A 24,261-nucleotide genomic window follows, 5' to 3' on the forward strand; every position below is an offset into this window, starting at 1 on the left:
ATGGGCCAGTCGTTGCATATCGATCCCGACCGTCTCCATGCACTCATCACCGAACTCGCCGCGGTCGCCGAGTCCGCGCACCAAGATCTGACCGAACTGAAGGACGCCTTGGCCCGTGAAGGCCAGCCATGGGGTGACGACGAGCCCGGACGAATGGTCGGCGATACCTATGAGCCACAGGCGAAGAAGGGGCTCGAGGGATACCAGAACCTGGTCGACAATCTGCGCGCGCTGAGCAAGGGCGTCAGCGAGGTCGGCGACGCGCTCGACGAGCAGGACCAGAACAGCGGCCAACAGATCCGCACCACCGGCTCGAATCAGCCGGTATCCGTCGCGCCGGATTCGATGTGGCCCGGTACCGGTACACCCCGAACTACTTCGCCCGCAACCGATTCCGGATCGAACGCGGACAACGGAAATACGACGCCGACACTTCCGAGCGGTTCCGCGCCCATCTCGTCTACCCAGCCGAACGCTACCCCGAGCGCCTACCCGCAGCCGGAGGCCAACGGCTACAGCCCGATCGGCGAACCCACACCCGTCGGTCCGCAGCCGATGTACCCGGATTCGAGTACACCGAGGACCGAACCGGACTCCGCGCCCCAGCCCACTGCGCAAAACTCGGCCGAAAACGGTGAGAATGCCGCAGCACCGTCGGCCGCGGACGATTCGATCCCGGCCGCGCCGGGCACAACATCGCCCGCGGCCACGGCAGCACCGCGGACCGGTGATCCCGCGGTCGCCGACAAGCCCGCAGGCACACCGTGGTCGCGAACGCCAGGGACAGCGTTCCCGCCGATACAGTCGGGGACCCCATGGTCAGGAGCCCGCACTGGCGCTCGCCCACCGGCACAGGTTTTCGCACCACAGCCGACCGGCGTCGGTGCGGCGCAGCCTACCGATCAGAAGCGAGAGGACAAGCCCCGCAAGAAGAAACGCGAAAAGACCGAGTCGGCGCAAATCCGAATGCCGACCGATGCGGCAGCGTTGGCCGCGGCCCAGGAACTCGCCGATCGGCACGAACTGCGGATCGTCGGCTTCGACGCCTCGGGTATCGGTCAGGAGATGGTCGGCCAACTGGCCGCGGCCATCGACAACATTCTCGGCAAATATCCGTTCGTCGATCTCGGTGGAATCGAGATCACCGAACTCGGCGACGGCCAGATCTCCCGGGTTACCCGTGATCGAGGCGATGACGAGTCGGAATCCGCGAGCACCGGCTCATGGATCCTGCTCGACCGTGCCCTCGTCGCGAATCCGGCACAATTCAGCGAAAGGGTCTACACCGCAATACAATCCGGGAACTCTGTAGCCGGATCCGAGGAGCGACCGATGTATTCGACGATCGTCGGCGACCTCGGCCGGATATTGGCGGATCAGGCGGGGCAGCCCATCCAGCGGCTGGCGCAGCGGTCCCTGATCACCGAATATCGGCGCATCGACGGCCCGTGGGATGCCGGGGACACCCTGGCGCGCATCGTCGGCGGCTACCGGCGGTGGCGAGACCAGTTGGGCGGCAACAGCATCGTCGACGGCCGGTTCCAGCCGCGCGCGGCGTTGGTTGCCGCATTCGCCGAAGTGGAGTTGCGTGGCGACGACGCGTGTGGTCCGGCGCGGGTGCTGTATCGGTTGCTGGTAGAGGGAGCAAGAGGGCGGTCGGCGCCCCCATGAGTGTCACGATCCCACCCGACTGGCCAGACTGGCTGACGCGCTGGGTGATCGGCCACTTCCCGGTCGGTAAACCCAAAGATATCCGCGCCGCGGCCGACGCCTGGGTGCGCTCGGCCGAGCGTCTCACCGTTACCCTGCGACACCTCGAGCGACTCGCACAGGAAGTGCCCGCGGCAATCCAGAGCGAGGCGGGCGAGGCGATCCAGCGACAGCTGAAGACCGAGATCGCCAACACGCGCAATCAAATCGAATTCTCCGACGGCATGGCCACCCTGCTCTACGACTCGGCCAACGCCATCGAACTCGAGCAGTACATCGTCATCGGTATCGGGGCCGTCCTACTCGCCAACCTGCTCATCGATACCGCCGTACCGATGAAAGCCGCCAGCGACCGCATCGCCGCCGATGTCGCCGCCACCGCCGCCCGCCGCGACACCTCCATGTTCCTATTCCAACGCATCGCCGCCTTCGCGGGCCGATACCCGCACATGGCGCTCGCCATTCGCGCGACCATCATGGGCGCGGTCTCCATGGGTGGCGTCGTCGCCGGTGCGCAATACGCCCAGATCGTCCAGGGCCACGGCAAACCCGGGCGCCGCACCACTATGGATTGGGGCCAGGTGGGGGTGGCGGCGACCGCCGGTGGCGCCGGCGGCCTGGTCGGCTCCCTGGCTACCGTCGCGGTGCTGCCCGCGCTCACCCGCATCGCGGCCAACGCCGCGACACCGGTGGGACGCACGACGGGACGGGTCGTCGCCATCATGCTGGCCAGCGCCACCGGTGGCGCCGCCGGTGGCGCCGGCGCCGCGGTTGTCGTATCCGAGCTCACCGGCACCGAACTCACCGGCCGATTCCTGGTCCAGATGATGGCGATGGGTGGCGCCAGTGGCGCCATTGCGGGCATCGGCGCGGCGGTGCGCGCCACCCGAGCCATGAGCTCCGCCCGGCCTCCTGCGGGAACCGTCCCCGAGATCGGCGGATCCCGAGGCAGTGGCGACGGCCTCCCGGTCCGATCAGCGTCCGACTCGGCCAGGCCGCACAGCAGCGCCGACACACCCCGGCCGCGCGAGGAGACCATCCCCGAGACCAGCGGATCCCGGGACACCACTGGTGACGGTCACACACCTCGGCCGCACGAGGAGACCGTCGCCGAGATCAACGAACTCGGCAAGTCGTACGACGAGGCCTTCCGCCTACTCGATAACGGCGACACCCCACCGCCCGCGGATCCCAACCAACCACCGCCGGGCACGCCGCAGGCCCCGCCGGCATCGCCGACCTCCCCTGGCAAGTCATCCGAACCCGGCCACGGCTGGAGTTCTTGGGATATGGCACTGCAACAACTCACCGAAGGCACATACACATCCGCGCCGCACGACCCCATGGCCGCACCGGGCGGCTCGTCGTCGACCAATCTTCCGGGCACCGCCCAATTCCACAGCAGCCGACCCGAGTCTCCGCAGATGAGCCTCGCCGGAACCATTCTCGCCGCGGAGGGCCAGCCCAACGCCACACCGGGATCGGTGATGACGATGAATGCCAACCCCCATGTCGAGAACAACACCCATATGGGCACCGCCAAGGATTTCACCGGCACCGGCGGCGGCAACGGGCCCGGAGTCACGGCGGGACCGCCTGTCACACACGGAAATTCGCCGACTGGAGGCGGACCCGGCGGGCGCCCGCCGGGACACGGGGCAGGCGAACTACCGCCCAACCCCGACGAGCCCAGCCCCCTCGACCTCGACTTCTTCGATTTCGAGTCGAATTTCAACGAGCCCGCCACACCAACCGGTACCTCCCCTGCCGCGACACCGCACACCGCAGGCACCACCCCGGTCGAACCGGGGATGGGCACTGGGCCCGGTTCGACACCGTCGGGCAGTTCGACGGAGGCGCAGAGCCCTACCGCACAGGTGGGTGCAACGGCTGGTACCGGCGGCGCACCGGCTCCCACGCCTGTGGCCAACACACCTCACGCCACGCCGCAGGCCAACCCTCCCCAACAACCCCACGCCAACCCACAAGGCGCGCAAGCCAACACACCACAACCCCAGGCCACACCACAAGCCAACGCGCCCCAACCGCAGGCCGGACAAGCCAATCCACAACAACCGCAAGCCAACCCACCGGGCGGGCAAGCCACCCCGCAGGGCGGGCAGGCCAACTCACCACAGCAGCCGCACGCCGCCACACCGAATCCCACTGCGGCAAACAACCTTGCAGCCCAAGCGATCCCACCAGCAGCACTGGCAGGCGCAGCGGCACTGGGCGGGGATGACGCGTCGAATCCCGATGCCGCTGCCGGATTCTCGGCACCCGCGCCCGCGTTGTCCGGCGGTCAGCCCACCGATAACGACCAAACTCCCAGCGATCCCGAAGAATTCCCCGACCGCATCGGCACTGTCGTAACACCCCCGATGCCAAGCTACGTCCCCGCACAACCACAGGTGGACGAGTATCCGAACAACGCACCCGACGAATTCACCCAACCCCAGGGCACCAGCTACAAGATCCCCGGCCAACCGGACGCGCCGGACGGCCCACCCCCCAACGCAATTCCGATCGTCCCGCACCCGTCGACCCCGGCTCTACCAGATACCGGACCTGCCATACCGCTGACCGACCGACCACAGGTCCCGATTCCCGACCACGCCGTCCCCGGCGCACCCGCCGAAAACGACCAGGACGGACAAAAACCCCGCGTACACGACTCCGAACCACCCCTACCCCGCCACGCCAACACCCCCGCACCACACCTGCCGGCCACACCCGCCGACCGGCCCACCGAACTCAACCCACCATCCCACTACGCCACCACACCCAACCCCGGAACCCCCGGCGCTCCAACAGATCCCAGCGCCGCTCCACGACTCGACCAGCACAGCACGAACTACATCCCACCCCTCACCACCGAACCCACGCGCGGCGGCGTTCCCCCAACCGCGCCCGCCGGACCCTTGCCGCAACCGGTGGTCCCCGCACGCCCGGTCCCAATGGCCCAAGCTTCGGTCGAGGCGCCCAAGAAACGCAAACGCAAAGCAGAAGCGCCACCACCCGAGCCACCCAAGCCGACGCCGAAACCGCCTGCGCCGATACCGATACCGACGGCACAACCCAGGCCCGACAGGCGCCCCCAACCGTTTACCTCACCGGTCCGCACGACCGTCACCAGACAGTCGGCACGCACCACGGGACGCGACCTGGCGCGCACTCTCGCCGGCCCCGCCAGTGCTGCCGCCGGTGCGATAACCCTCCCCGCGCTGACCCACACCGAACCACGCGGCCGCAACCTCGCCGAGCAGGTACTGAGCGGCGGCCTCGCCACGGCGATCCGCCCCACCCGTGCCACGGACACACTGGTCCGCCCCGTCGAGGAACCCGCCACCGAGATCGGTCGAATACTCGATAACCCCGACGACAACTGGCTCGAGGGTCTCCTGCTCCCCGCGGAGCCCGAATCCGCCGAAAAACACACCACCGTCGACGGACACACCCCCCGGCCGCACGAGCAGACCATTGCCGAGATCGAAGAGATCGGCCGCGCCCTCTTCCACGAACTCGGCCTACCCGACCACGAGGGCGGCACCCCACCACCCTCGGGCTCCACCCAACCACCGACCTCCCCAGGAAACACGGCCGGGAACGGCTGGAGTGCCTGGGACACGGCCCTGCAAGAACTCACCGACGGCACCACCACATCCGTACCGCCGGACCCCATGGCCGCGCCGGACAGCGCGCCTTCAACCGGCCACCCCGGCACCACGCAATTCCACAGCAGCCGACCCGACACCGAGACACCCCTCGCCGGAACCATCGACGGTCAGCCGAACGCCACATCGGAATCGGCGCCGACGATCGGTGCCAACCCCCGTGCCGACAACAACACCCACGTCGGCACCGCCGAGGATTTCGGCGCCACCGGCAGACCGGCGGACACAACGGAACCGCCTGTCTCACAGAGGGATTCCGCACCGAGCAGCGGAAACGACCCGACCGCACCCGAGCACAGCCCCAGCGAACCCAGCATTCCCCATCTCGACTTCCTCAACAACGAGACGGCCGTCGACACTCCCGTCACGCCATCCACCGCGACAGCGGCGAACAACCCAACCACACCGGCGGGTCCACCGTCCGGTCCCCCCGGCGGACCGACACCCCCCACACCCGGCGCCAACTCACCTCAGCCACCCAACGCCGCACCCGGCACGGCAACGAACAACCCTGCCGCGCAGGCGATCCCACCAGCAGCACTCGCCGGTGCCATGCCGAGCGTTCTCGGATTGTCGAATACCGATACCACCACGGGACTCTCGACACCCGCAATGGCCGGGCAGGCCTCCGACGACGAATTCCCCAGCGACCCAGAGGAATTCCCAATCCCACCGGGCACCATTGTGCCCGACCCACGCGAGCACAACGTGTGGAAAGACCCCCGCGAACACAGCGTCTGGAAAGACCCTCGTGACCACAACGTGTGGAAACCCCCCGCAGGTGACTACGTCACCATCCCCGGTGTCACATACCCATTGGACAACGAGGTACCCGACAACGCCATACCCGTAATCCCGCGCCCACCCGCCCTCACCCCCATCAACCTGCCCGCCGACTCCGCCCGCTTCACCCCTGCCCCCCAAGACCCCAACGCCCCAGCGGACCCCACCCCGACGCGCCCCCCGGAAGTCACACCGCTGCCACGTGATTCGGCCGCGCACCCAACCCACCAGGACGCCGTCCCCGAAAAGCCCGACACCCCGATCCTGCCGACCAAGTACGCCACCACCCCGAACCCGGAAGCCCCCGGCGCACCCCACAAACCCGCTGCCCCGCAACTCAACCCGCACAGCCTCGACCACAACCCCCAAGACAGCGGCGTACCCAGCATCGGCGGTGTCCCACACCTGACACCCGCCGCACCACCCAAAAAACAGGTGGAACGCCGAAGCCTGGTCCGAGCAACGATGGGCGAGAAACCCAACAAGAAACGCAAAAAACGTCCCGAGGAACAACCGCCACCCCCGCCCCCACCACAGCCTGCGGCCGAACCGCCACCAGCACCCACACCCGCACCACCGACACCCGCCGCTGCGCCCAAACCGCGAAAGCGCGCCCAACCAGCCACACCAGCGATACGCGAACACTTCATCGTCCGCCGAGACGGCGAAGATGCCGGCCCGATAGGTGCGGAAGGCGAGCGCGTCAAACCCGTCCAACGCGCCCGCGCCTGGGTGCAATCGCTGCGGCAGAAGTACTCCTGGCTCACCGAGGATCTGGTCGACACCTCGAATCTGCTGGTCTCGGAAACAGCGGCGAATTCACTGCGGTGGACCATGGACGAGGTCGCGGTCACCTTCACCGTGACCGACACCGACGACGTCCGCAACATCCGGTTCACGGTCACCGACAAGAGCCCAGTTGTCCCGGAAAACACCGACATGCCCGACTGGGACGCCGAACGCGGCCGCGGCGGCCCATTGGTAGAGATGCTGTCCGACGCCCACGGAACCACCGTGCAGGACGACGGCACCGGCAAATCCACCTGGTTCGAACTGCACCAGCCGCACGGCGGTGCATCCGGCCACAGCAATCCGCCCACCGCACCGGACAACAACCCCGGCACCCCCGATGCCACACCGACCACCGCGCCATCCGCTCCGACACCAACCGACGTCAGCAGCAATGACTCAGCCACGCGGGACGATCCAGCACAAGCGCGAGCGGGCGATCAGACCTCCGAGGATGCCGACGCCACCGCGACAATCCCCCACGAGCAAGGCACGACGAACTCTCCCGCGGACGGTCACCAGGCCGCCGACCAGGAGCTGATACGACGCTACGTGGAAGCGGCACTCGCCTTCCACCGCGCCCGATTCCGCGCCGCCATGCAACCACAACAGGGCCCCCGTGTCGGCTTCTGGCATCCCAGCCTGGCCGAACAACAAACCACCGACAACCAACAAACCACCCACGACAACAACACAACACCAACCACCCCAGACGGCCACATCGGCTTCTGGCACCCCAACATGAAAGCCGCCGATGTCACTCTGGCGGCCATCGACCAAACGTTCTCGAAAAAGGTCCGCGACGCTCTGGCGGACCTGCCGGACTCTGAGATGGCCGAGCGTCTGGTCGAACTCGTCCTGCTCCAAAACGCATCGCTGGACGAGGCCGCCGCAGAGTTGCACATCGACGACGCCACCGCACGCAACATGCTCGGGCAGGTCGTCAGCGCGCTCGCACCGGTACTCGACCCACCCGCCGCGGACACCGACAAGCCTGAACCGGACAGCACCACCCCAGAGGACGCACCAGCCCCCGAGCACCCAGAACAGGAGGCCGTCGATCCGCGGCAGGCGTGGTTGGCGCAGCGGGTGGCAGACGAGCTGGCGGGGTTGCCGTCGCCAGATCCGGCGACGAAGGCGGATCTCACCCCGGAGCAGTCGGCGCAGTTGACGGCGGCGGCGAAATTGGGGCGGGCACTGCATCGGATGCGCAAGAAGGAGTTGGCTGCCGAGTCGTGGGCGAAACGGCGACGGATGATGGAGAACGGCGACGACGTGGAGTCGATGTTGCGCTACATCGAAGCGATGCGGGCGGGCACGGGAATGACGCCGCGGTGGAATCAGATCAAGGCGTTCTTGGTGCAGGGGTTCCTGCGGCAGATGGGCACGGGGCAAGGCAAGTCGATAGTCGGCTCGCTGGACGGGATGTGGCAGTTGTCGCGCGGGAAGCCGGTACAGCTCCCGAGTGGGCGGTGGGCGCGCGTGCACCACGTGATCACCACGACTGAGACGCTGGCCAATGAGGGGGTCCGGCAGTTCGAGCCGATGCTGCGGAGCCTGGGCTATCGGGCGGCCCGCTGGGATCCGCACAATCCATCGCCGGAGCCGGAAGAACCGACGGTGTACTACATGACCTACGACGAGCGGGCGACGGCCAAGTTGTTCAATAACTCGCCGCCGGGGGTCACCGCGACGATCGATGAGGCGGACGCGGTTCTGGTGCACAACCAGACGGTTCACTACCTGTCCGACGGACAGCGTGAGCCTGCGTTGGCGGAAGAGAGCGCCGGGGTGTACCGGGTGCGGGACTTCCTCAAGGGTGTGCTGAAGGATCGGGTACTGACCTCAGCGGATCTGCGTGCCGACCGCGAGGCGTCCCTGGTGACGGCGAGTCGGTTGTGGGAGGAGCACGCCGGTCGGGCTTTCACCACGGAAGAGGTCAACATGGCCGGTGCGTTCCTGGATGTCAAAGCGGGCCGCTTGAAGCTGAATCGGGATTTCCAGAAATTCGACGGGAAGATCCAGATCCTCGACGAGTACGGGAAACCGCGCAGTGATCCGAAGGTCGGCACCGACAGTCGCTGGTTCGGTGGCCGCCACAAGATGCTGGAAGCGATGTTCGGTGTCCAGGTGTACTCCGATGGGAAGGGGCTCAAGCAGGTCACCGTCGAGGACGTGCTCGGCGACTACGAGAGTTTGAATCTGATGTCGGGCACGCTGGAGGGGACCGCTGAGGAGATCAAGCAAAATTTCGCGGTCCAGGGCGGTTTGGCGAAGATCGAGGACTTCGGCAAGTCGAAACGCGTTGGTGAGGAAGATCGGATCTTCCTCACCGTGCCGGAGAAGTTGAAGGACGCCCTCGCGCGGGTTCAGCAGTTGCAGGCCGAAGGGCGGCCGGTCCTGGTGATCAGCCCGTTCAACGATTTGGCGGTGCAGTTCTCGCTGATGTTGACGAAGGCCGGTGTCGAACACAACGCGATCGTGTCCCGGTGGTTCGCCGAACACCGGGACAACAACGCGGCCGAGGAAAACCTGTTGGGGATCAAGGACAAAGCCGGTGCTCGGAGCGCGGTGACTGTGGGGACGGGCATGCTGGGTCGCGGTTTCGACGTGTCGATCACCGATGAGGTCAACGAGTTGGGCGGGGTACACGCGCAAATGCTGGGCCGCTCGCTCCACAATCCGGACGAGGATCATCAGTGGTCCGGGCGTGCCGGGCGCAAAGGCCGCAACGGCAGCTACGGCTTCAACGTCGCGGTCACGGACCTCAAAGACGCGGCGCAGCATCCGATTTGGCAGGTCGCGGTCAGCCATTTTCGGACCGCCGTCGCCAAGCACACCAAAGCGACCGACCAATATGCCAAAGCCGCTGGCCAGGCCAGCGAACAGCAGGGGGCGCAACCGGCAGAGGCCGACAGCGAGGTGCTGCAAGCGGCAAAGGAGATAGTCGATGCCGCGGCCGCCGAGGTCGAGTTGGCCGCCCAAGGGATACGCATCCTGACCCCCGTTTTCCAGAGCGTTGCCGCCCAGCACGCATACCTGGGCCGCGCACAGCAGCGAGCCAACCGCGCCAACGCACCGCCTGGCGGAGGCGATTCCGCAACACCACCGACAAACGCACCCGTCCCTGACGACGAGTGGACTGCGATCATCGCCCAACTCTTCGGCGTGTCCGGAGAGGAGGTCGACAAGCTTGCCCAACAGCTCACCAAGAACGCCACCGCCACGGAACTGAGCCAGCCGACCGAGCCAACCAACAGCAGCGAGAACACCCCTCCCGCCGCGAGCGAAACGCAGTCGGCCGCACAGCCTCCCGCATCCTCCAGTGTCCGTCCCGCTGCGGGGACCGGCAGTTCTGGAACGTCCGATACTCCGACCGACGGCAACGGCGGTAGTAGCGGTGGCAACGGCAGCAGCAGCAGTGGTAGCGGCAGCAGCAACGGCAACAACAGCCCCGGCGGCCCTGGTGGCCCAGTTGGCCCCGGCAGCCCTGGTGGCCCCGGCAACAACGGCAGCGGCAGCAGCAGCACCGGCGGAAGCGGAAGCGGCGGCAGCAGCAGCAACAACACCGGTAGCACCGGTAGCACCGGTAGCAGCACCGGCGGCAACGGCAACAGCACTGGTAACGGCAGAAGTAGCGACACCGGCGACAGCGGCAGCAGTACCAGCAGCGGCACGGGCGGTAGCAACAACGGCAGCAGCAGCAGCACCGGTAGCGGCGGGAGCGGAAGCGGCAACAACAGTAGCGGCAGCGGCAATAACAGCACCGGCGGCAGCGGCGGCACCGGTAGCAGTAGCAGTAGCAGTAGCGACGACAGCGGAAGCAGCAACAACAACGGCGGCAACAACGGAAGCGGAAGCGGAAGCGGAAACTCGTCTTCCAGTTCCACTGCCGCAGCAGTCAGTGGATCGCTCGCCGATGCCGATCTGATGCGAAAAATAAAGGAATGCGTCGCCTTCGTATTTCATGTAACGCGCGCACTGGGCGTGAACGACGGACGTGAACCCAAAGAAGACGAAGACGAACAAGATATGCTGGCACTTGAAGCAGCGATTATCACCCAGCTAATAAAAGTCCAACGGCGGCACCCCGCCGAAAACTCCGCCAAAAATGATCCGATGGGATGGATCACCGATAACATCAAAAAGAAAGTGGGCGGCGCCGACACCGCAGTCATCACGGTCGGCCAGGGCAAGAAGAAACACGCATACGCCATAACAAATTTCGACGGCGAAATATTCGTATTCGACACCCTCGCTCGTAAAAAGGTCATCGATAGCGTTACCGACGAGAAGATCAATGCTCCCGGAGTCCGCCACTACGACGACTGGACACCTTCCTACGAAAACCCCACCGAAGCATTCGTCGCCTACCTGAAATACGAGAACGACGAACTGACACCCCTATTCGAACCCCTTCCAGACGAGAACCGGACGATTGCCCTCGGCCCCATCACCGGCTCCCCCGACAACCCAGAACCCGAGCCGGGGCAACCACAACACCCACCCACCAGCCAAGCCGACACCGGAACGACTGAAGTCCCCGGCGCGGATCCCCAGACTCCTGTCGTTGGAGCCGAGCAAACACCGGGCCCGAAGCGCGAACCCGAGCGAGCCCGTACGGAATTCGCGACAGACCCCGTTGGGGTGGCGAACGCGCATACCGCCGTTGGCCAACTACTCGGTGCCGACGGCGACATCGCGGCGGCCACCGCGCTGGTCGATGCTCTGTTACGCACTGCGGAGAGTCCCGGAACCATCTCGTTGAAGCACGGCGGGACGGGACCGACGCGATGGGTACGGGTCGAAGTGACCGACCAGAGCCGAACTTTGCCAGCGCGCGACAAGCCGGATAAGCACACGGGATTGGTGACGCCCACCGAATCCGGACAGGTCACCGAGCTGTTGGACAAGTCATGGCAGTGGGGTGCGACGCTGCACAAGAACGGGGAACGGACGAGGTGGTTCGAACTCGCCGCACGCGACGGTCGAGCGCGATCCAGTGCCGAACCCGCGTTGACGATGACATTCAAGAAGGGCCAGGTCGCGCCGGGCGTGTCGACTGCACGCAACGGAGTCGCCGATTTCCTGCGACAGACTGCTCGACTCGATGAGAAGAAGATCGAGGCCGCTCGACTGGCAGTGTCGGAATTCCTCGGTAACGCGGGGCTGCACGCGAAGGAGGGCGGTGCCGAGCTCACCGTCGAGGTATACGACGATCGCGTGCGAATCACGGTTGCGGACAAGTCCCGAGGATTGCCGGTATGGCGGCCGGAGAGCAACGTCGATGCAGCCGACGAGGTGGCGCCGTCGGCGGTAGTCGACCAAGCCGATGTAGACCTCCTGCTGGCCGGAATGAACCTGGATGCCTTGGAATCCGGCGGCATGGATCCGTCTGTTCTGGGTGAGCGCGCAGACGGCGAGCACGGACGCGGCAACGTGCTGGTCATGGCCGATGCGATCAAGATCGGCGTCGACCTGGCACCGAACGGACGGCCAGGAAAGAAGGTCTGGGTCGAGTACCGCACCCCCCCAAGGGATTATCCGGGTTCACCGGACGACTTACTCGACAGCGCTCCGGGACGCGCAATCCGCGCAGACGGCAACCCCGTCGCGATAACACCGTTTACAAAGAAGGGAATGCCGGTCGAGGGATTCCTCACCTTCCATACACCTCCCGATGACGTGCCGGGCGTCGGGAAGTCCGAAAATGATCCGCAGACGACAGCGGGCTCGGCATCGACCAATGTGGAAACCACCCGTGCATCGCGGTCACCGGTCAGCGAGCCGCCTGATCCGCAGGAATCGCCGAGTCACGGGTTGTCCGGGCGCGAGATCGAAGTACTCACCTTGATCGCCGAAGGTAAATCGAACGCCGAAATCGGTACCGACCTGGGAATCTCAGAATCCACCGTCATCAACCACCTCACCAACGTCCGTCGTAAGCTCGGCACCGGTGATCGAACGGCAATGGCAATTGCGGCGCTACGCGCAGGCCTTCTCCCCAGCGAGGACCCCACCACCGCAGACACACCCACCCCCACGTTGTCCGAGCGCGAGATCGAAGTACTCACCCTCGTAGCGGAGGGGAAATCGAACGCGGAAATCGGCACCGACCTTGGAATCTCAGAGCGCACCGTTCAGTCCCATCTCCTGCGCATGGGTAAGAAGTTCGGCACCGGTGATCGAACGGCAATGGCAATTGCGGCGCTACGCGCAGGCCTTCTCCCCAGCGAGGACCCCACCACCGCAGACACACCCACCCCCACGTTGTCCGAGCGCGAGATCGAAGTACTCACCCTGGTCGACGAGGGCAAGTCGAACGCGGAAATCGGTGCCCACCTGGGAATTTCAGGTCAAACCGTGGTAGTCCATCTCAGAAATATCCGCCTCAAGCTCGGTACCGGCGATCGGGCGACCATTGTCGCGCGAGCGCAGCATGTACAAAACCTTCGAGAATCCGCGACACAGCGATTTCCCCACCCCGCCGATTTCGACCCGGACGACCCACATGCGGCGAATGAATGGCTCGCCGCGCTACGCCGCACCCTCGGCCGTTCCCGAAACCAGTTCGCTGGGCCGGTCAGCCCTGCGCTTGTGACGCATTTCGAAAGCCGGAGACGTAACCCGAGCGCGCAGGCCGTCCGCGACCTCTGCGCGGCGAACGACATCCCGGACGCGCTCGCACGCGAAGCCCTCCTACTGTTCTTCGACGGTGAAGGGCTCGCTTGGTACGACCCCGACGGGGAACACATCCCTCGACCCGCGGCTTTCGATCCCAGCGACCTATTCGCGGTGAACAAATGGCTCACCGAGTTGCGCCGCTACCTCGGCAAGAGCCGAAAAGATTTCGCGGGTCCATTGAACCAAAGAACGGTGCGCAATATCGAGGAGCAGGAGTATCAGCCGACCGCGGCGACTCTGCGTGATCTGTGCACCACCAACAACGTCCCGACCGACATCGCCCGCGAGGCCATTGTTTGGTTCTACGACCGCGAAGGACTCGCCTGGTACGACCCCGACGGCCAACACCCGCCCAACCCCAACGACGGCTTCGACACTGTCAACGTATGGCTCGCAGCGTGGCGCCACTACCTCGGCCGCAGCCAAGAGAAGTTCTCCGGCACCCTCAGCGCCGGAGCACTGAAGCACATCGAGCACGCCCGCACGATACGGCCGCGGTTGTTGTCGCTGCGAATGCTGCGCGATGCCAATGGCATCCCGGCCCACTTGATCACCGCCGCCATCGAGCGCTTCTATCCGCACGAGGACACGACCGAAGTCGACCCGGACGAGCAGGCCCTGTTCTGGCGATACATCGCCACCCGGGTCGGATCACCGGAAGAACGCGCGATCCGAGACGAGATCTTCGCACGCTACGCCAGGATTCCCGAGGCGGTGGTACGCCGGATGGCGAAGGAGGGCGAGGACCCTCATCAACTCGATGAACTCCGGCAGCGGTGCCGAATCGCGGTCATGTCGGCGATCGCTAATCACACTCCCGGTGGCTCGTTCGCCCAGCATGCATGGGCGGCTGCTGTGTGGACGGTCATCTCAGCCCGCTACGAGGCCGCGAATCGCCGCCGCCTGAACCGTTCGGACCGCGAACTTGTCCTCCAAGTGCATCGTGAACTGGCCACACAAGCGTCAAGACTGCACATGGACGAGACCCGTGTGCCAGATGCGGCGGTTGCCGAAGCCCTCGGCCTCACCCTCGCCGACGTGGACTGGGCACGCCAGGTCCTCACCGGAGGATCCGTTTCGTTCGATCGATCGGTGGTCGACGACGGCGGACGTGACCTCGAAGAGGTAGTCGGCGACGAGACGGCGGAATCCCCCTTCGCCGATGTCGAACTCGCTGAGGTCATCCGCGCGGGCCTTGAAGGCCTCCCCGACCCGCGTATGGCATGGAACCTGGTCGTTCTCCATGTCGTTGACGGAGATCCGCTGCCCGAAGTTGCCGAGCGCCTCGGCCTGTCGGTCGAGAAAGGCCAAGAGCTCCTCGCCCAAGTCACTACCGCGCTCCAGACCGTACTCCCACCCTCTGCCCGCGACAGCGACGCCCCACCGGACGAGAACGAGCCCGAACCAGGCGATACCCCCGCCCCCGCACCGCCGAAGCGGTCCGGGGGCGGCGGGCGGCCACCTGGCCCAACCGCCGGACCAGACGCTCGACACCGCCACGGGGGAAGGCCGCATCAGCGATCCATCGGCGGGATCGAACCCGCCCAACACGACCCATTCGCTCGGCACCACCATGAGACACCCGGCCCGCATGGACGCCGCCGACGCCAATCGGGCGCAAGGGACACCTACACGGCGGACGCTGCGAGAACCGATGCGAATGAACCTGATTCGGCACACGCCGATGCTGCGTCCGAACAAAACACCCCTGGGGTCAGCGATGCGGCACACGCCAACCCCGAAGGCATGCGGACGAATCCGCGCCCAGAGGATGCGACGCCCGCAGCCAATGCTCCGACCTCGCCGGATGCTGCCGGACACCACATGGGCGACGCCGGACGGGCGACCGAATCCGCGGCTCCAGATTCGCCGTCACCGCGCGATTTCGCGACGCCAGTATTCGCCTATGCACTGAACGCGGTGGCGCAAGGAGTCGGACAGGGCGTTATCGAACTCGATCCAGACCAACAGCGGCAGCTGGCTCATGACATCACCGAGCAGACACTGCTCATCGCGGACGAAGCCGGTATCACAACCGATTTCGGTCAAATACTCGCGATCGCGGATGCCAACACCCAGTTTCTGCTCGGATACACTCGGCACAGCTTGCCGACCCAGCCCACCGAGGCCGTCGAAGAACGGCCCAAGGACCGGGCAGAGTTGCTGCTGGAAATTTTCCCGGCGGATTACTCGGCAGCAGATCTGACGGAGATCGCGCAAACTATCGACTGGCGCGAAACCGTGAAATTGGCATTACGCCAGGCGATCCTGTCCGGCCGAATTCCAGCGGAGACGCACCTGCCCTCGAGCAGAGCAGTCGCCGACCGTCTCGGTTTGTCGTCGTCAACTGTGGCAGCGGCGTACCGGGAACTAGCAGGCTATCTCGAGAGCCGCGGCAGGCGCGGCTGGACGGTGGCCCACGACAGCCAGTGGCCGAATGAACCGGCATCGGACCCAGGTGTACCGATGCTCGCACAGAAATTGGTGGATACGCTCGCCACGGAATCACCGACCGGGAAGCTGGCCGACATCGCGCAAGCCATCGGCTGGCGCGACACCGTGACATTGGCGTTGCGCCAGGCGATCCTGTCCGGCCGGATACCAGAGGACACCCGACTGCCCTCAGCCAGAGCGCTCGCCGACAGGCTCGGTGTGTCGCCGGCAACTGTGGGAGCCGCGTACCAGGAACTAGTCGCCGCAGGCAATCTCGTGAGCCGCGGCAAGCGCGGCACCACGGTGGCGAAACACCGTCAATCGCGCGATGCCACGGCCACCCCTGATGCGAATCGGACTACCGGCGGTGCCGCAGGACCCACACGTCGACGCCCGGCCGGTCCAGGCACACCACACCGCCACACCACGAGGCCGCAGCTATCCCCCGGCGGGATCGCACCCGCCGAAATCGACGGCAGGCGGCACCACCACACCCCACCAGGTCCCGACGGACGCCGCCGACCCCAATCGGGCGCAAGGAATCCCGAACCCGACGGCACCACAGCACACCCCAGCGAAACACCAGATATGTCGGCCGACTCCGACGCGAGCACCTCGGCGAGCGATACACCCCACGATCCCGCGTCCGCTCCGCTCGCTGTCGCCGATCGCGACTCGCCGGAACGACAGGAGTCCGTTGACCCAGACGAGTTCTGGCGGCGAAATCCGTTCGCGGTCGATTTCAGCGACAGCCTCGGATTTTCGTTTGCGAAGCCCACCAAACGCGGCCACCACCAGGAACTCGTAATCACCGCGAACACACTCGACTGGCAGGTCCAAGAGTTCCTAGGCGCGTCTATGTGCCACTGGCTCACCGGCGCGCTGCATTATCTCACCGGGTGGGAGATTGTCGCGATCGATAGCCTGGTCGGCAGGGTATGGCAGCCCATTCACACTGCCGTCCGAACTCCCTACGGTGACCTGCTCGACATCTTCGGTCGTGCCGACGTAGATGCCGTCGGCGCGAGGTGCGCAGGCTCGGACCCGTTCAGTCACCGACCCGTGGCCGCGGATCGCGTGCCCGGCGACGTGGTCGTCGGGATCGAACACCTTCGTGGCGACAAGCTGTGGTGGGCGGCCGAAACATCGCTGGAGGTTGTCGCCGTCATTGTGCATTTCGCACGATATCTGTTACGCCACAATGGATTCGCCGATATCGCCGATGCCCCGGCTAGCCACGGCGAGCAACCCGATGCCAGCGAACGGCGGACCGAGACGCGGATGAGGACGGGGTCCACAGCGTCGATCGAAACGGACGGGCGCCCAACACCCACCGCCCGGGCATCTGAGTGGCTAACCCAGTGGCTTCCGGACTGGCCGCCGGAGCAGGTCGCCGACGCGGTTCAGCAGTTGGCCGAGCTGGTCGCCCCGGAAGAAATGCGTCCGAACCATGAGATCCGGGTCGTGCTGCACGAATCCGGAGAACCCGGCGACCGGAAGCTACGAGTCACGGTCGGTGACTCGAGCTTCGAATTGCGCGAAGCGACTCCAGTGGCTACGGAACCGGCGCTCACCCTCGACCCCACCGTAATCAAGAACTGCGCCATCCAACTCGCTCGCGTATTCCGGGCGGTAGCACTCATCAACGACGGCTCATCCGAACCCGACGACACCAACCGCCAATGGGACTCCAAAAAGAACTGGAAACCCGTCGAAGCCACCCTCAAAACCCAACTCCAACCCACCGCATACGACGGCGATCCCCGCTTCACCACCACCGCCGAAACCGTTCGCAACGCCGAACAAACCGGCATCCACATAGCCGTCCGCGTCGTCAACGACGGCACAAAGACACACATCCTCGGCTTCGTCAACGCCGAAAACCAAGTCCTCGTCTTCGACACCCTCACCGACGATCCCACCCCCGACCCCGACGATCCCCACCCCGACATCTACATCCCCCACGTACGCAACTACGACGGCGACGAAAGCGACAAAAACAAATGGGATCCCAAATACCAGACCGTCACGGAACTCTTCGCCGCCGACTACACCATCAGCGACGACGGCACCCTCACCCCCACCAACAAACCACTCCCCTGGTACCGACACACCAAACACCCCCGCAAAATCGAAGGACCACCCAGCAACCAGCAAAACCCACCGGACCACCCCGAACCCGGACAGCCGACCCCCGACAACGCCGCCAGCGAGCACCACCCCACACCAGCCGCCAACATCGATCCTGTGGCCGTGGTTCGGACATCGCCCGACACCGCGGTCATCGAATACCACGATCGCTCCAGGTCGGCAACCGCGACCGAGGTATCGGGCGCGATTGTCGTCCGCTCGTTGAAACCCGGGCCGGTCGACCTCTTCACCGTCTGCGGCATTGTGACGGCCGTCTGGCCGGAGGGCCATGCGGAGCCGACTTCGGCTACCGAGGGACCATCAGCGCCACGCCCAGATGCCACATTGGTACTGCACGCCGTGGAAGCGAAGGGCAAGGGCCACCCCGCGATTGCCAAAGAGCTCGGCGGTCTGCCTTCGATCCCTGTCCAACACGGCGATCTGACCGTACATCTCACGATGCTCTACCGGATTTACCACTCGGGCGGTGTCGAGGCGACGATCATCTACGTTCTGCCCGATGCTAACAATCCCGACTTCGACGCCATAGGCAGCCAGGTCGATGCGACTCTGATGTCCCGCTTCCCCGGCGCCACGATTAAGATTCGCGAGTTCCACCAGGGCGCCATCGACGACTCCTTCGACCGCGAGCTGCACTCCGATCCCGCTGCAGCAGGCGGAGTTGCTGGCGCAGGAGGGGGTGTCGGGGGAGGCGGTGGGAGCGGGTCCGAACCGCCCGAAACAACCGACGAGCGCGTCAACGAAATCGAGGTGATCGATGAGTCCGTCGACGACGTCGGCGGTGAAACCACCACGACCGCAAGTAGTTCCGAAACGCCGGCCTCAGCCGATGAGACACAAGCAATTCCCCCCGGACCGGCCCCTGGCCCGGGTGACGGTCCGCCCGTTGCGGATCTGCTGGCGGCTGTCGATCCCGTGCGGTTGGAGTTGTTGTGCGCGGTCATCGCGGCGGAACACCCTGACGCGGAGCCGAATCCGACCGATGCGGTATCGGACGCGGACGTAGCGCGCAACCAGCATCTGGACGGTATGCTCCGCCGACTCGATGAGTTGCGCGCGGTGCTGGATCAACCGGATACGGTCACACCACGCCGACTTCAGTTGCTGGTGCACCATTTCCACGCCGTGGCAGAGCGGCTGGCGGCGTTGGCGGCATTGATGAACGCAGACGACGCCACTCACCCGGATCAACAATTCCCGCAAAGTGCCCTGGAACAGGACCCGCTGCGCGTGGCTGCGGTCGACCGCTATCGCATCGCCGATGATCGAGTCCGCGCACTCGGCAACGTATTGCCGGACAATCCCCCCAATCGCCCGGTACCGCCCAATCCTGCAGCACCACAACCTGCCCCGGTTTCGGCGCAGAACCGGCGCGGGCTCGCGCGCACAACCGACGAGCAACTTGTGCAAATGGTCCGGGAGCGGGCGGGGTTGCCTCCGGAACGCGAGCACGGGCACCAGGATCTCCGCGCTGAGCGTGCCCGAGAAATGCGTCAGATCCATGCGATGGATGAACGCTACGCCACCTACGGACCGGAAGGTGCTGATCACGCCGGCATCGGTGGCACGCCGAACGAGCTTCGTACCGAGCCGACATCCGATCTCTCGGCCCTGCTTGCGGAGATCCGCGATGCCGGTGTCGAAGCACGGCTGGTGGTCGGTGGAGGGCACAACTACCGGCCGGCGGAACCAGGAGAGGTATTCGTCAATATCGCCGAGCAAGTCCGGCCCGACCTGGTCACCGATGTCCGCGATCTATCTGCCCTTCCAGACGATGAATTCGACGTGGTCTACCTCGAGCGGGCACCGATGGATGTCATCGTCGCAGAACCGGACTCGCTGGCAGAGGTTCACCGTGTCCTGAAGCCGGGCGGCAAGCTGCTGCTCAGTCCAGGCATCGGAAGGATGATCGCCGCCGATAGCCGCACCCACACCATCCAACGGCTCGACGAGGCAGGATTCGAGCAGGTCGAATTCCGGATCGGTAAAGAAAGCCTGTTCATCGATGAACGGCCGGATGACTGGTACGAAATCACCGCCGTCAAGCCGCCGCAACGCTCCGAGGGCGCACAGGGAGCCGCCGAATCTCCACGCGGCGTCGCAGCTGTCCATGATGATCCCTCAGCACCTAGCGCTCTAACCGGGGCTGCACCCGCGAGAACCGATGCGGGCCAACCAGGTACTCCCCCGTCCCCTCGAGAGCCAGCTCTGTCGGGCGCGATCGCTTACCGAGAAATCGGCCGAGAATTCGGCGCAAACACCACATCGGTAGGTGGACTGGTGACCGGAGCCAGTGCCGAAGGTGGACCGAATTCCCTTGTACTGCACGCGATCGAGGGCCGTGGTCCGAGTCACCCCGAGCTTCAGAAAGAAGCCGGCGTTCCCTTCTTGATCACGATCGAATACAACTCGATCACGGTGAATTGCAATATTCGCTACCGCGATCACGATGATGGGAAACTGCGCGCCTGGGCGTGCTACCACAATCCGGATCGCGACAACCCGGACTTCGTCGCCCTGCGAACAATCGTCGATGACGCTCTGCTGAAACGCTTCCCCGGCAGAGTGATAGAGATCCAGGACTGGTACCACTTCGGCGAAAGCTGGCTGAACCCCGATACCACGAGTTCTGATGCGCGGCGACTCGGCCCGCAGGCAGCGACATCGAGCACCCGGCCGTCCCATCCTGAACGAGCCGAGTCGGCCACCGCGGAGCCTATGCCGGACACCCCCACCGGCGTGCCGCCTGCGGCGGGCGGGGTTGCTGGCGCTGGCGGGGGTGTCGGCGGAGGCGGTGGCAATGGGAGCGGGTCCGAACCGCCCGAAACAACCGACGAGCGCCAGACCACCGCCCTACCCGAGTTCCGCGGTCGGCCCAGCGATGACGCGGTGGAATTGTTCGAACGAATCCTCGATGCGGAACAGACCGGTGATCCGCAGGCGCAGGAACTTCGGGCCGAGGCGGAGCAACTCATCCCCGACGACGCCGAGCGTGCCTATGCCGAACGTTATGTCGGGAATGCGCGCCGTGCTGCGGCGTTGGCCGCGGAACTGGGGATGACGCCCGAGCAACTCGATGCGCAGATGACCGAGGAGCTGCGGCAGGCATTCCGCGGCCAGATCGTCGTTCGCGTCACGTCCTCGACGCTGCGCAAGATTCTCGCCGACGGCAGATATAAAACTCTGTTCGAAGTTGCCGCAAAGGGCAGGCTTGCACAATTACCGGTGGCGGCAAGGGCGCAGCGCGAACGTGAGTTGTTCGGGCATGCGCTCGATATGCCCGAACAATCGCGGCCGGTCTACGGACGCATTCGCTCCGGTCGGCTCTCCTGGCTGCAGGAGGGCAATCTCCCGACCATTCTCGAATACGGCGACGTCGATATCGTCGTCGCCCCATCGGAGCGAGCAAGGACAACGGCATGTGTCGGCAGCCCGACGTTCGTGCAGGCAATACCGAGCAGCGTCGACGATCCGCGGCCCGAGTCGTTCGGCGCGACACCGAGCCAGCACGGCGAGTACGGCTACTTCGGACTCGAAGGCATCGGCCGCGACTATGACGGGGCGCGGTTCCACCGGAACGCCCACATTCTGACCCAAACCCATGGCGGTCTCCGGGCTCCGGACATGACCTTCATCGTCTTCCATCACGAACGTCCGGACGAGGAGCTACAGCAAGCGCTGGCAAACGCCGGAATCGGGTGGTCCCATGCGGTCGACATGGACACAGCGACCGAGACCGTGTCGGCCGCCGCTACCCCCGAGGCCGCCGCCCCCATCGCCGGCTTCGACGCGGCGCACGCGAACAGGCGCGGCGCTCGATCGACTCCGCCGCCCGACCGTGTAGATACCGCTCCCAAAGGTGACGAGCCGGATGGTGCCGTTGCGTCAACTCCGGATACCTGGACTGAAATACCCACTGGCAGTGCCAGCTCGACGACCACCGAGTCGACGGGCGGCACTGCCCCGGACCCGGGTCCCGAATCAGCGCACACCGCAACAGATTCCGGCGAAACCACAGATGTTTCCGACCAGCTGGCACCACCTGCTGAAAACAGCCGGGTCTTCCACCTGCTGATGGCCCGAGTCGGCAACCCGGTGGTAGCACGAGACCTCGCCGCCAGAGTCCATGCGCGCGCCGTCCAAGAACAACTACCCACCCAATCCGACGACGCCCCAGAACGACTGCACGAAATCGCCGAAAACGTCCTGGCCGAACACCGAGCCGCCATGGCACAACTCGACGACGCCATCGGCGACAAACCCAAGCCCGCGAGACAACAACTCCCCGCCCACCTCCAACACGCCGACCGCTTCTTCCACCACCTCCCCGACAACCATCAACCAACACCCCAAAACCCAGACGAATCTGCCGTACCCGCTTCCCAGAGCAACGCGAGACCCGATAGGGACCCGGCCACCGAAAGCGCCATCCCAACACCAGCCGACACGGCGGACGATGCGCCGAGCGAACAGACACTGCCCCGGAACACCGGTGACGAGTCGAGAACCGGTGCGAGCCAATCGGATTCGGAGCCACAAGCAGCCGCTGAGCACTCCAGCACCGAACAACCAGCACCCACGAACCGGTCCGACGAACGACCGGACCACAGGCCCGATCCTGCCGCACCGACGGCACCGTCGGCGCTCTTCCGGTTCAGCATGCCGGGACCAGAGCATCCGGTCGCCCCGACCCCATGGAGCAGTCACACGACGCCTTGGTCGGGTAAGAGTGAGCCCGCATCTGCTCCGGCGGATAGCCCCGCACAGCCCAGCACGGCTGTTGGCAACCAAGCACATCGACCACCCACCGCGGCGACCACACCCGAGGGACCGAGTGACCGCGAGGCCACCAATCCGTGGTCCGGACGGAAAGCTGGGTCGCCCGCATCGACTCCGGCCCGGGCAGGTCAGGGAGCCGACCCGGCCGTACCTGCCGAGCCGCTTCGACAACTGATCGATGAGCATGTGGTTCTCCGGCAACCGGACCAGGCGGTCGATCTGCTCCGGGAGCACTTCGGGAAGAACGTACTTCCGTGGATCCAGGCGAACATACGCGAACCTCGAGTCGCTCGGCAGATCTTCGACGAGGCGTGTGCCGGCGCAATCAGTCGTCTCGGCCAAATTCGTGATCGGGATATCAAGGATTGGGTCGTCCTCAACGCTCGAAACCTGATGAACGAACACCGCGAATTCGTTCAGTTCCGACAGCGCATCTGGGACATCTTCAGCGCAGGTGCCGGCGCCGATGAACTCGGACCGGCGAGCCGCATACTTGCCGCTGACAGAAAAGAAATCGAAAACGGCATCCGCACATTCCTCCTGCCCGAACAGCAGCGAAAGGTCTGGCAGCTCTGGCCGGTCCGGCGCGGCTCGTCGGCTGTGAACCCGCAACCACCCGCCGATATCGCGGCCACTGACCTCGTGCTGTGGACTGCCGTACGGAGGTTGGCCATTGCCATCGCTGCCGAGGGCACCGGAATCGATGCCGCCAGTACCCGGCTGTCCGCGATGCTGGCACCGACAGCAAAGGAATCATCTCCGCCGCGCGCGCGAACGGCGCCGCGGACACCCAGTGGGTTGTCCGCGCGTGAAGTCGAGGTGCTCGAGTTGGTTGCGGGCGGAATGACGGATCGGCAGATCGCGACGACGCTCGAGATCACCCACCACGCCGTGCGCTACAGTCTCGAACGCATTTCGCTCCGGCTCGGTACTAGTAAAGACCGGAACACATTGGTGTCGGTAGCCTCGGCGCGGGGAATTATCAGTCTGGACAATTCCGCAGATCGTGCATCGCAGGCAACGCCTTCCGAATCACCTGCGCCCGTCATCCGCCCAGATGCGGCCCCGGCTGGTACCCCTGACGATTCGGTGGCCACGGGGCTGGGTGCGACGGTCGATACAGCCTCGCCGGAAACCGCACCTGCACCAGGAACCGTCGTCGCGCAGGAGAGCGAGCCGATCGAGGGCGATAAGGCACCCGCACCACCGCTCCGCCTCACCCGCGCGAAACCTGCTGGCCGAACCAACGCCGAAGGCG

General features: G+C 65.5%; 2 protein-coding genes (1 of these 2 running past the window's edge). Both read left to right on the plus strand.

The window, feature by feature from the left end; all coding sequences use genetic code 11:
• A complete protein-coding gene (locus OIE68_RS19490) occupies positions 1-1,671 on the plus strand; it encodes a hypothetical protein (RefSeq protein ID WP_327100786.1) in 1,671 nt (556 codons plus the stop codon).
• Positions 1,668-24,261, plus strand: partial view of an alpha/beta fold hydrolase gene (locus OIE68_RS19495; protein ID WP_327100787.1) — the 5' portion only. Its footprint extends 19,367 nt past the window's final position; only the first 22,594 of its 41,961 coding nucleotides appear in the window; its start codon is at positions 1,668-1,670; its stop codon lies beyond the right edge, outside the window. Before OIE68_RS19490 ends, OIE68_RS19495 begins: the two co-directional genes overlap by 4 nt.

The organism is Nocardia vinacea (genome assembly GCF_035920345.1).
Taxonomy (GTDB): Bacteria; Actinomycetota; Actinomycetes; order Mycobacteriales; family Mycobacteriaceae; genus Nocardia; species Nocardia vinacea_A.

Bases quoted from the DNA above. Each gene is read 5' to 3' on its own strand.
- OIE68_RS19490 (WP_327100786.1), top strand. From the start codon at position 1: ATGGGCCAGTCGTTGCATATCGATCCCGACCGTCTCCATGCACTCATC.